The following is a 9,939-nucleotide window of genomic DNA, read 5'->3' as shown; positions in this document are numbered from 1 at the left end:
ACCTGTGCCGCGCGACTCACACTAGTGCCCATTGACAAGGAAACAGTCAAAATGACGGCGAACGATGCACTTCCTCCCGGCGGAATCTGGCCCGTTCTGTATGCGTATTTCGACTCGCGCAACGAGCTCGATCGAAACGCAATGCGCGCGCAGGTCGATACCACGATTCACGCAGGCGCGCCGGGCGTTGTGATCCTCGGGCTCGCGACTGAAGTGCACCGCATGTCGCTCGAAGAGAAGCATCATGTGATCGACTGGGCCAGCACTGACATCGATGCGCGCGTGCCGCTCGCCGTCACGATCACGGGCGACACTGTTGACGCCCAGGCCGTGCTTGCCGATTACGCTGTGACGCGTGGTGCGTCATGGCTGATCCTGCAGCCGCCTTCCGCGCGTAATCAGCCCGAATCGTTCTATTTCGATTTTTTCGCTGACGTGATGGAGCGCGTACATGCTCCAGCTGGAATACAAAACGCGCCTGAGTATCTCGGCGTTGGACTGTCCGCGGAGTCGATCGTTGAACTCGCGCGCCAACGCGACAATTTTCGATGGCTCAAAGGCGAAGGACCCGCGATTACGATCCGTAACACCATCGACCAGTTACACGCACTTGGGACACCCCTGCCCGTATTCAACGGACGCGGCGGTCAGGAGATCATCGACAATCTGCGTGCGGGTTGCGCCGGCCTGATCGTTGCACCGGATACCTTCGACAGGCAGGTCGCTATCCAGCGAGCGTTTGTTGCTGGAGACGAGGCGCATGCGGAGGCGCTGTATGCAGAAGTACTGCCGTCCATTGTGTTCGTGATGCAGTCGCTGGACTCGTTGACCTGCTACGGCAAACGGATCGCAGCATGGAGAATGGGCTTTGATGTGCAGTACGATCGCGGCATCGCGCCAACGGCATTCGGACTCGAATGCGCGCGGCGCTTCGCACAGCGACTGGGGGCCTACGCCTGAACGCGAACGTGACAAAGCCGGTCTTCCGCGAGGAAGGACCGGCTTTGTGGACTTCACGCCGACGCCGCGTCTTGCGGCGTCGTCACGCGCGGATTCGCGCATTAATAGCGCTGCGGCGGACGATGTTCGTCGTGGTGATGCGGATCGTAGTCGTGCGGATGATGGCGCATCCAGTCGTCATGGGCCCAGTAGCGATGGCCGTCATAGTAACGATCGCCGTGCCAGCCGATATTGATCGACACGCCTACCGGCATCATGTGCGGCTGGCCGTAGACTGCCGGTCCCGGACCGTTTTCCACGACCACGCGTTCTTGGGCAAATGCGCTGCCAGCCGCGAGCAACGCGCCGCCCGCCAGCAAGGTTGCGATGATCGAACGCGGTGTCTTGTTCAAGGTTTTCATAGTGACCTCCCATCAAAGTTTTGTATCAAGCCAGCGTCCGTGCTCGAGATCGACCTGAACCTGCAATTTCAGGCTCGAACCAGACGCCGTACGCTTGAGACCAACTTTAGCGGCGCAAACCGCATGAAGACGTGAGCACTTGTAAGCGCACATTTCATAGAAAGGGACGGATGGCCAAAGCACATTTAGCCTGTCGCGCCCTGTCTACAAAGCTATGCGCCGTGACTGGACCGCGCGGGCTCCACGGCCACGTTTCAGGCTCCGTTACATTCATTTCGGCCGGGAAATATTTCGAGACAAGCGCCCGGCGGTGGAAAAGCGCCGGAAAAACAAAAAGCCACGGTACGCGTTTCGCGAACTGTGGCTTCAATGGTGATGCGATGCGCATCCGAAATGCGCGCCCGTACGCGGTTGCTCCGCGCTTAGGCCGGTACGACTTTGCTTTTAGTCGCTCAGCTTGACGCCGAACAACGTAGCTTGTGCTCTGCGCACACGTTCTGCTTCGCGGCTACGCGCTTCGTACGAGTAGTCCGCATCCAGCGGCAGATGGGGCGACGCAAAGAGGTCGCTGACCTTTTGGAACAATGCAAAAATGAAGCTCATGGCGACTCCCGGTTAGTTACTGCATTTGCTAGGGTTTTCCCTTAAGAAGAAGTATAGGGTTTTCCCTAGGCAAAAGCTAGTGCAATGCAGCAATTTTTTGGTGTGGTGCGTTGTCGCAGGCTATTTTTTTACATGTTGCGTCGCATCATGACAACGTCCCTGTTTTTTGAATATCAGGGTCGAAAGGGCCGGCCTACTGCAGCGTGGTCGACACCGGCCTTCTGCTGCGCACCGGCTTCGCGCTCGCCGCGGCCTTGCGCGGGTTGACCAAGGCGGCATCGACGGCACCTGGCGCCGTGCTGTCCGCGCGCATCAGCGTCGCGCTATTGACCGACACGATCAGCCCCGGCAGCGTCCGTGCTGGATTGTCTTGCGGTTTGACGGCGGCGCCCGTCGCTGAAAACTCGACGTTCAACGCCCAGTGGCCCTCGTGGATGCCCTGATCGCGCAGAAGTGCGCCCAACAGTTCCTCGATCGAATATTTGTGTTCGCTAGTCGGCATGGTGGCTCCCTCCTGTCAGAAGATGCTCTGGCGTATCCGGTCCGGCTTCGCAACAGCATTGAAAGTGTAGAACGCGGGGTTTGCGTTGCGGCGTGGTGGAAGCGCGCGGCGCCTTACGGCGTCTATCCGGTGAAATGGGGGTGAGCGGTTGGCGGTTGGCGGTGGGCGGTGGGCGGTGGGCTAGCCCCGAGTGGCGAGTGGCGAGCGAACGTTGGCAAACGGGGAGCGGAGGCCGGCGAGTGCCGAGTGGATCGCCGCGGCCGGCATGGTGCTAGCGCGGCGCTCACCGACTGTCAGTGCGGGGTAACGGCTTTCGGCTTATGCGTGTGCTGCGCTCGCGCGGCGCGCCTGGCATGCGCCGGCGTGGCGGCGGCTTGCTGAGGCGCGGCGGGCGCCGCCGCTGCCGCGTCGGAAGCGGCATTGGCGGCGGCTGCGTTCGCCATCGCCATGTGCGTGTCGAGCAAACTGGCCATCGCCGCCTGCTGGTTCTGCATCATCTGCTCGATGCGGTGCTGCTGGGCCGTGGTCTCGCGCGTGAGGCGCATCAGCAACAGGGTTTGCGTGATGCCGATGACGACCGTCACCAGCAACGCGCCCACCACGATCGACAGCATCCATTTCATGCGTCGCGAATGGTCGGTCGCGGCGCGGCGCTGATCGGCGATCACGCCATAGAGCGCGTCGACAGTATCCGCGAAGGCGGTTGCCCGCGCGCGATCGAGTTCCGGCGTGGCGCGCAGCGCCGCCGCAGCCGCTTCAGCGCGTCGGGCTTCCCGCCACGGCGTGGCGAACGCGGCGTTGGCCTGTGCGGACGCCGCTGAATTTGTCGACGCCGCCGAGCCCGGTTGCGAACCTTCAGGAGCAGCTTCCGACTGTGCGGACGCAGGCTCGCTCGGTGTGTCCGCCATGCCGGCCGCGACTGCCGCCGGTTCTTGCGAAGCCGAAACCGAAGCCGAGGCCGCCTTGGCAAAAGTCGCCGCGAAGCGCTGCGGCGCCTTACCACCGCCTGAAGCCGGCGCCGTCGCAACGTCAGTTGCTGCCCCCGGCTCGGACGCCTGGCGCAGCGCCGTCACGCTGCGCGCCACGGTCGCGGCCGCCATCGAGGGTGTAAGCGCCGCCGATGGATCACGCGCCGGTGCCACCGATTTCTCTTCAGCGGCAGTGGCCGAGTCCGCCGCCGCCTTCGCGTCAATCAATGCCATTTCGCCGGCCGCCGAAGCCGTCGCCACCAACGGCTCGATTTCAAGCCCACTCAATAGCGCGTTGACCGGCACCGGCTGGTCATCAGACTTCGCAGCACGAGGCGCGCGGCGCGTAGCCCGCGCGTCCACCAACGCGTTGTCCCCGGCATCGATCGCGCCAACCGCGGCCAACACTACATCGGGTAATTCGAAACCATGCAGCGTGCCTTGGCGGATATCGATATTCATCGCTTCCAGCGTGGCGCGGGTGGGATCGTCGGGGAACAGGTCGAGCGTGCTTTCGTCGCGGGAGGCGTCGCTCAGCTGCGCGAGACGTTGTGCCGAGCGCGCGGCGCGCGCCAGCTTGTTTTCAGTTTCGGTCGAGACGATGGCCTGGCGACGCTTCTTCGAAGCGGCGCGCTGAGGCCGGGACTGCGGGGATGCTACGGAATCTGCCATAGAGAAAAAAGCGGTCGTCGCCGGAAAGCGGGCGCCGAGCACCGCTCGTCAATGCCGTTGGAATTTTTCGAGACCGCATTGTCGCATGGCCGCCCGCGCCCGCCGAAGCCATTCGGCGAGGATTTTCCGTTTTCAGGAAGTCGTGTCGTCCTGCCGGAACTGCTTGACGCCGTGCAGTTGACGCAAGCGGCCGCAGATCGCCTCATATTCCGTATTCGACACGCGATGCAAGGTGATCACCACTTCATCGCACTCGGGCGCGTCCTCGCTTTGCTGCATCACGAATTGCTTGACGCGCGGGCTCGCGGCGCCGAGTTCGTCGTGCAGCGAGTGGAATGTCATGGTGCCGCGCTCGACGATCATCGTCAGTTGGCGCCGTTGCTTGACGGTGATGAAGCGGCGCTCGAGCGGCTTGATGCCGGCCAGGATAATCAGAATGATGATGGTCGCCGCGATGGACGCCGTGTACAGCCCACCGCCGACTGCAAGACCGATGGCGGCGACCGACCAGAGGCTCGCCGCCGTTGTCAGTCCGCGCACGATCTCGCCACGCAGCAGGATCGAGCCCGCGCCGAGAAAGCCGATGCCCGACACCACCTGCGCGGCCATCCGCGAAGGATCGAGCACGACGTGGTCGCCGTTCAGCACTTCAGCAAAACCATAGGCCGAGACGATCATGATGAGCGTCGAACCCACGCACACCAGCATGTGTGTACGCAGACCCGCAGCCCACGAAAGCCTTTCGCGCTCGAAGCCGATCACGCTGCCCAGCGCAGCGGCCAGCACCAGCCGGGCGATGAGATCCAGATTCCCCAACATTATTTTTCCTCCTTATCAGAAATTATTCGAAGTACTTTCCGCACCGACGCCGCAGTGCCAGCGTGACCCGTTTGCTTTATGCTAGGCCGCACGCCGCCAAGCGGGTTGCACGGCTAATCGCTGTCCTGGTTTTCCTGTTGCCGGTTTGCAAAGCAGGTAGCATCCACGCTCACCCGCAGGTTTGCCGGCAACGGCGCCGCACTGAAACTCCGGCTACAGACCCGCTGCGCGGCCGCTTCGCTTCGAAATACCCTGTTTGACCCATTTGATTATGCAGAGCATGAACCCACCCGCCGCTTCCACCGTCGCACTCGCTGCCAGTCTGCGCGATCACTTCACTGGCGTGGTACTGCCGATCTGGCGCGGCCCGGGTTTCAACACCGCACTGAAGCTGCCCTACGAAGCGGTCAGCGCCGAGGATCATCGGCCGCTGCCCGCCGAGCGCTACCGTGCGATGGCCTGCGCGCGGCAATTGTTCGTGTTCTCACAAGCGGAGGACGCGGCCCATGCGCAGGTGCTGTTCGATTCGCTGATGCATACCTTTCAGGACACGCGCAACGGCGGATGGTTCTACAGCGTGGATGCGCAAGGCGCACCGCTCGACACCACCAAGGACCTGTACACGCACGCGTTCGTGGTGTTTGCGTGCGCCGAGTATGCCCGACGCTCCGGAAATCGCGACGCCCTGGAAATCGTGCATCGCACGTCGGCGTTGATCCAGTCGAACTTCGCCGCAGAGGGTGATCTGTTTAACGCCGCGCTGACTTCGGACTTCGCCAAAGTGACGGGCACGCCGATCCAGAATCCCTTGATGCACCTGACCGAAGCCTGGCTGGCCGCTCGCGAAGCCACGCACGACAACGCTTTCGACGCCGCGCTGCGGCGTCTCGCGGGTGCGGTCGCGCAGCGCTTCGTGCATGCGCCCACGGGCTGCATCGCCGAATTGCCGATCGGCGCGGACGATAACCGTCTGGAACCCGGCCACCAGTTCGAGTGGTTCTGGCTGGTCAAGCAGGCGGGCGCGCTGTTCGAAGGCGCGGGTCTCGCCGAAGCCATGTCGCGTGCGTTCAGCTTCGCGCAACAACATGGCGTGGATCGGGAAACCGGCGGCGTGTACGCCTCGCTCGACGAAACCGGCCGGATCAAGGACGCGACCCAGCGGATCTGGGCTCAAACCGAATATCTGCGCGCGCTGGCGAGCCACGGCGAAACGGTGGCACGCGCCGCGCTGCCGCGGCAAATCGAACTGTTCCAGCAGCGCTTCCTGCGTCCGCAAGGCTGGTTCGAATGCAAGACGCCGAGCGGTGAAGTGGCGCGCGCCGATATGCCGTCGACCACGCCGTATCACCTCGCGACCGCCTACAACGCGTTGCCGGCCTGAACGCCACCGAAAAAAAGCCGCACGACACTCGGGCGTCTCAACTTCGCTAGCCATCCTGGCCATGGCCAAGAAACTTGCCGAACCTTGGTATCGACCGCCGCCGGCTGACGAAATCTGTCCGCTCTGCGGCCGCCCAATCCCGGCGAGCCAACGCGACTTGCATCATTGGGTGCCGAAAACAAAAGGCGGCAAGGAAGTCGCCGCCCTACACCGCATTTGCCACCGCCAGCTCCACGCGCTGTTCACGGAAGCCGAACTGGCGCAGCGCTATTCAACGGTCGAGGCGCTCCTCAACGACGAGGCGGTACGCACCTTCGTCCGCTGGGTTCGTACCAAGCCGAATGATTTTTACGAGCGCACGCGCCGCAGTGGGCGCAAAGGCTGAGGCCGAAGAACGGCTAGGCGCCCGACCGATCGCGAAGCCGGCTGAACGCCGGTCGCGATCCCACGATGGAGCGCGGACGCAAAAGCCGACCGCCCGGTCGATCAATACTCTTCGCGCTGCCAGGGGCTCCAGCCGCTGTCGGCAGATTTGAAACGCATATAAGTTGCGCTCTGCCCGGTGGGGGTGTCCGATGTGTCGCCGTGCGGCTTCTGATCGGTTGTGTGAAGGGCGAAAGCCTGGCGGTCTTCGGTATCGACCGTGATACGGCCGACCGGGTCCGGGGCGCCTTCTTGAGGTGATTTAGACTCCAATATCGCCAGATAGGGGGTCAAACGACTCCAGAACGAGGTAAGTTCCTCTTGCAAATAATGTGTCAATGTTTTTCCTGGAAGAGTAGTACGAGCAGTTTACCCTACCCGCGGGAACAGCCTTCCAATTGCTTTCCAGGTCTCAAAAAGACCGGAGCCGGGGAATACCCGAATACTGGTTGATTGGCGTCCGTCATAAAGACGTGATACAACTCCTACTTCGCGCTCGATCTCGTGTTGAGAAATAGCGGTCGCGAATGCAACACACAACATTTACTGGATTAAAAATGGCAACAGGTACTGTGAAGTGGTTTAACGATGCAAAGGGCTTTGGCTTCATCACGCCGGACGACGGCGGCGAAGACCTGTTCGCGCACTTTTCGGAAGTTCAAGGCAGCGGCTTCAAGTCCCTGCAGGAAAACCAGAAGGTGACGTTTGAAGTTAAGCAAGGCCCGAAGGGCAAGCAAGCTGCGAACATCCAGCCGGCCTAAGTACCGTCAGGTACGTTGAGGCACCCTTAGGCGCTTGCGTCTAATGCAAAATGGCCCGCTTCGGCGGGCCATTTTCTTTGTCTGACGTTTTCGTTTTGAGCGCTCGCGCGGGTTAAATTGCGCGCATCCCCGACAGCGAAAAATCGGTTGCTGGCCCGCGAGCTTCGTCGATTTGTTGCGTGCGCAACACAGATTCAGAAATTTCGAACACGGAAACAGCCTGTTTCAATTGCTGCGTCTGTTGATGCAGCGAAGCCGCCGCCGCCGCGGCCTCTTCGACGAGCGCCGCGTTCTGCTGCGTCATCTCATCCATCTGCACCACCGCCTGATTGACCTGCTCGATGCCGGTGCTCTGCTCGAGCGACGACGCGCTGATCTCCGCCATCATCTGCGTGACGCGCGAGATCGAGGCGGACACGTTGCTCATCGCCGCGCCGGCGTGCTCGACAAGCGTCGAACCGCCTTGGATCTCGGCGACCGATTCGCTAATCAAAGTTTTGATTTCCTTCGCCGATTGCGCGCTGCGCTGCGCGAGGCCGCGTACTTCGCCTGCCACCACGGCGAAGCCGCGCCCCTGCTCGCCCGCGCGGGCCGCTTCGACGGCCGCATTCAGCGCGAGGATGTTGGTCTGGAACGCAATGCCGTCGATTACCGAAATGATCTCGGCGATCTTGTCCGAGCTCTGCGCAATGCCGCGCATCTTGTCGACCACCTCGTTGACCACTTCGCTGCCGCGCGAGGTCGCTTCGAGCGCGGTCTCGGCGAGCGCGTTGGCTTCACGGGCGTGCTCGGCGTTCTGGCGCACGGTAGCCGTCAGCTCCTCCATGCTCGATGCGGTTTCTTCGAGCGATGCCGCCTGATTTTCCGTACGCGCCGACAGATCAGCGTTGCCGGTCGCGATTTCGTCCGCGCCGAGGTGGATCGAGTCGGCGGATTCGCGCACGGTCTGCACGGTGCGCGCCACGCTCGCCTGCATTTTCGCGAGGCCCGAGAACAGGCGGCCGATTTCATTGGTGCCGCGCCCGGCGATCGGCTGGTCGAGACGGCCCTGCGCGATACGGTCGAAGTGACGGCCCGCTTCTTCCAGCGGCGCCACCACGCCACGGCGCAGCGCCGCGTACACGGCGAACGTGCCGGCCACCAGCACCAGCAGGATCACGATGCTGACGGCGCGGAAGGTCGCCATGCGCGTGTCGATCGAATCGAGCGAAGCGCGGCTCGCCGCGTTGCCGAACTGCACGAAGTTGTGCGACTCGCCGAGGTACGCGTCCTGGAACGACTGCGTCGGCTGATCGAGGAAGGCCTGGATGTTGTTCGAATCGAGAAACTGCACCAGTTCCGCGAGCGCGTCGTGCAGCTTCTTGTAGCGCTCGGCGAGCGCAGCCGCGCGGGTACCGTTTTCGTCGCCGGTCTTCGGCGCGCTCATGAAGGCCGCGAACGACTGGTCAGCGGCCGTCAACTGTTCGCGGGCGTGCTGCACGATATCGGTCGGCTCGGAGCCGCCGCGCACCATGCGCGTCCCGGCGCGCGAGAGGTTGATGCGTGCGTCCATCAAATGCTGGGTCGTTTCGTTGACCGCATCCACCTGCTTCAGGGCGATGTTCGACAGATCGCCCACGTCGTCATGAGTACGCGTGAGCGACCAGAACCCCAAACCCACCGTGACAAGCTGGAAAACGCAGAACGCGGCCAGAACACACAACAGGCCGGATGCGACCTTGATCTTGCTGAACATCGTGAATACCTGAAGACAAAGAATGACGGGAGCTACGTCAGGGTTAACGGCATAGGCGCGCCGCGCTTGAGGCCAACTCCATCAAAGATCGTCTTACGTCCCCTTTCCTCGGCCAACTTCACTATTGCAATCATTTCGCGCAACAATGCATGGCGCAAAATATTGATTCACCTTGACGCGGTGCGTGCGCGCTTCCTAGAGTGGGTAGGGACTGCACGACGCAGGCCAGTGCAGATTGCCACCGCGGGCCACGCCCGAAGGAATCACAATGACCGACCTCCTCGACCGGGCGCGCGGCGCACTGCATGCTCAGCCGTTCAGCATGCTGTTGGGCGCAGAGTTGATGCACACGGGCACCAACGAACTCACGCTGAGTCTGCCGATCCGCGACGATCTGCGGCAACAGCACGGCTTCGTGCATGGCGGCGTCATCAGCTATCTCGCCGACAATGCACTGACCTTCGCCGGCGCGTTGCTGCTCGGGCCGAAGGTCGTCACCGGGGAATACAAGATCAACTACCTGCGCCCCGCCATCAACGGCACGCTGATCGCGCGCGCGAAGGTCGTCTATGCGGGGCAGCATCAGGCGACCTGCCAATGCAACGTGTATGTGATGGAAGGCAACCGCGAAAAACTGATCGCCGTCGCGCAAGGCACAGTCAATAGGATCAGCGAGAGCGGCGAGCACGAACACGCGGGCTGACGTCACGGTGC

General features: G+C 62.4%; 12 protein-coding genes. 5 read left to right on the top strand and 7 right to left on the bottom strand.

Annotation, left to right across the window (positions count from 1 at the left end):
• On the top strand, window positions 1-960 hold a 960-nt coding region (locus tag PQR32_RS24770; protein WP_408232910.1), incomplete at its 5' end, for a dihydrodipicolinate synthase family protein.
• 101 nt (window positions 961-1,061) lie between these two features.
• Here PQR32_RS24770 and PQR32_RS24765 read toward each other — a convergent pair.
• The 5 genes from PQR32_RS24765 to PQR32_RS24745 all read right to left on the bottom strand — a co-directional run bounded on the left by PQR32_RS24765 (window position 1,062) and on the right by PQR32_RS24745 (window position 4,925).
• On the bottom strand, window positions 1,062-1,361 hold the full coding sequence (locus PQR32_RS24765; protein ID WP_408232907.1) for a hypothetical protein: 300 nt from the start codon (window positions 1,359-1,361) through the stop codon (window positions 1,062-1,064).
• A gap of 444 nt (window positions 1,362-1,805) precedes the next feature.
• Complete coding sequence (locus PQR32_RS24760) at window positions 1,806-1,964, bottom strand: hypothetical protein (RefSeq protein ID WP_165924046.1); 159 nt, start codon at window positions 1,962-1,964, stop codon at window positions 1,806-1,808.
• Between the two features lie 193 nt (window positions 1,965-2,157).
• Window positions 2,158-2,466 (bottom strand): hypothetical protein, encoded by a 309-nt coding sequence (locus tag PQR32_RS24755; RefSeq protein ID WP_408232904.1) that lies wholly within the window; start codon window positions 2,464-2,466, stop codon window positions 2,158-2,160.
• 293 nt (window positions 2,467-2,759) lie between these two features.
• Entirely contained in the window at window positions 2,760-4,106 is a 1,347-nt protein-coding gene (locus PQR32_RS24750; RefSeq protein WP_408232901.1) for a hypothetical protein, read from the bottom strand.
• Window positions 4,107-4,238: 132 nt separating this feature from the next.
• Entirely contained in the window at window positions 4,239-4,925 is a 687-nt protein-coding gene (locus tag PQR32_RS24745) for an MgtC/SapB family protein (protein ID WP_408232898.1), read from the bottom strand.
• Between the two features lie 271 nt (window positions 4,926-5,196).
• Here PQR32_RS24745 and PQR32_RS24740 point away from each other — a divergent pair, with 271 nt between their 5' ends.
• Both PQR32_RS24740 and PQR32_RS24735 read left to right on the top strand, forming a co-directional pair.
• Window positions 5,197-6,306 carry an AGE family epimerase/isomerase gene (locus tag PQR32_RS24740; RefSeq protein ID WP_408232916.1) on the top strand — a complete coding sequence of 370 codons (1,110 nt, stop codon included), beginning with the start codon at window positions 5,197-5,199 and terminating at the stop codon, window positions 6,304-6,306.
• Window positions 6,307-6,367: 61 nt separating this feature from the next.
• Window positions 6,368-6,691, top strand: coding sequence for an HNH endonuclease (locus tag PQR32_RS24735; protein ID WP_408232895.1), 324 nt, complete (start codon window positions 6,368-6,370; stop codon window positions 6,689-6,691).
• A 101-nt stretch (window positions 6,692-6,792) separates the two neighbouring features.
• Here the strand turns inward: PQR32_RS24735 and PQR32_RS24730 are convergent, their stop codons facing one another.
• Window positions 6,793-7,068 (bottom strand): hypothetical protein, encoded by a 276-nt coding sequence (locus PQR32_RS24730; RefSeq protein WP_310816816.1) that lies wholly within the window; start codon window positions 7,066-7,068, stop codon window positions 6,793-6,795.
• Between the two features lie 218 nt (window positions 7,069-7,286).
• Between PQR32_RS24730 and PQR32_RS24725 the strand changes: the two genes are divergently transcribed.
• On the top strand, window positions 7,287-7,490 hold the full coding sequence (locus PQR32_RS24725) for a cold-shock protein (RefSeq protein WP_007178724.1): 204 nt from the start codon (window positions 7,287-7,289) through the stop codon (window positions 7,488-7,490).
• A gap of 112 nt (window positions 7,491-7,602) precedes the next feature.
• On the opposite strand, the gene PQR32_RS24720 is transcribed toward PQR32_RS24725, so the two are convergent.
• Window positions 7,603-9,225, bottom strand: a complete 1,623-nt coding sequence (locus PQR32_RS24720) for a methyl-accepting chemotaxis protein (RefSeq protein WP_408232892.1) — start codon at window positions 9,223-9,225, stop codon at window positions 7,603-7,605.
• 268 nt (window positions 9,226-9,493) lie between these two features.
• Between PQR32_RS24720 and PQR32_RS24715 the strand changes: the two genes are divergently transcribed.
• On the top strand, window positions 9,494-9,928 hold the full coding sequence (locus PQR32_RS24715) for a PaaI family thioesterase (protein WP_408232889.1): 435 nt from the start codon (window positions 9,494-9,496) through the stop codon (window positions 9,926-9,928).
• Window positions 9,929-9,939: the final 11 nt, after the last annotated feature.

Origin of the sequence: Paraburkholderia dipogonis, assembly GCF_046027395.1 — a bacterium.
GTDB lineage: Bacteria > Pseudomonadota > Gammaproteobacteria > Burkholderiales > Burkholderiaceae > Paraburkholderia > Paraburkholderia dipogonis_A.
This window is presented reverse-complemented; position numbering and strand designations above follow the sequence as displayed.